The 1,178-nt window shown below is 53.3% G+C and carries 1 rRNA gene; it reads left to right on the top strand.

Annotation, left to right across the window (positions count from 1 at the left end):
- Window positions 1–1,178, top strand: a 23S ribosomal RNA gene (locus AC0YNU_RS32880); the annotation flags it as partial.

The raw sequence follows: 1,178 nt of genomic DNA, 5'->3' as shown, positions 1-1,178 counted from the left end.
TCTATATGGGTGATGGCGTGCCTTTTGTAGAATGAACCGGCGAGTTACGTTCCCATGCAAGGTTAAGGTGAAGAGCCGGAGCCGCAGCGAAAGCGAGTCTGAATAGGGCGAATGAGTATGTGGACGTAGACCCGAAACCGTGTGATCTACCCCTGTCCAGGGTGAAGGTGCGGTAACACGCACTGGAGGCCCGAACCCACGCATGTTGAAAAATGCGGGGATGAGGTGGGGGTAGCGGAGAAATTCCAATCGAACTCGGAGATAGCTGGTTCTCCCCGAAATAGCTTTAGGGCTAGCCTCGGAATAAGAGTCGTGGAGGTAGAGCACTGATTGGGTGCGGGGCCCGCCAAGGGTTACCAAGTCCAGTCAAACTCCGAATGCCATGTACTTATATCCGGGAGTCAGACAGTGAGTGCTAAGATCCATTGTCAAGAGGGAAACAGCCCAGACCATCAGCTAAGGTCCCCAAGTGTGTGTTAAGTGGGAAAGGATGTGGAGTTGCAAAGACAACCAGGATGTTGGCTTAGAAGCAGCCACCATTTAAAGAGTGCGTAATAGCTCACTGGTCGAGTGACTCTGCGCCGAAAATGTAACGGGGCTAAACACACCACCGAAGCTATGGCTTGCGACTATGTCGCAGGGGTAGGGGAGCGTTGAATGTACGTGGAAGTCAGACCGTAAGGACTGGTGGAGCGCATTCAAGTGAGAATGCCGGTATGAGTAACGAAAAGACAAGTGAGAATCTTGTCCGCCGTAAGACTAAGGTTTCCTGAGGAAGGCTCGTCCGCTCAGGGTAAGTCGGGACCTAAGGCGAGGCCGAAAGGCGTAGTCGAAGGACAACAGGTTGATATTCCTGTACCACCGTAAGCCGTTACGAGCAATGGGGTGACGCAGAAGGATAGTGACGCGGACTGATGGATGTCCGTCCAAGCAGTGAGGCTGATGTGTAGGCAAATCCGCACATCATTAAGGCTGGGCTGTGATGGGGAGCGAAAATTGCAGTAGCGAAGGTCATGAGTTCAGGCTGCCAAGAAAAGCCTCTAGCCAGGTGATGGTGCCCGTACCGCAAACCGACACAGGTAGTCGAGCAGAGTATGCTAAGGCGCTCGGAAGAACTCTCGTTAAGGAACTCGGCAAAATGACCCCGTAACTTCGGGAGAAGGGGTGCCTCGGTAGGG

The sequence above is a fragment of the Paenibacillus sp. J31P316 genome (assembly GCF_056269105.1).
Note: the sequence above shows the minus strand (reverse complement) of the source record. Positions and strands in the feature narration are given on the sequence as shown.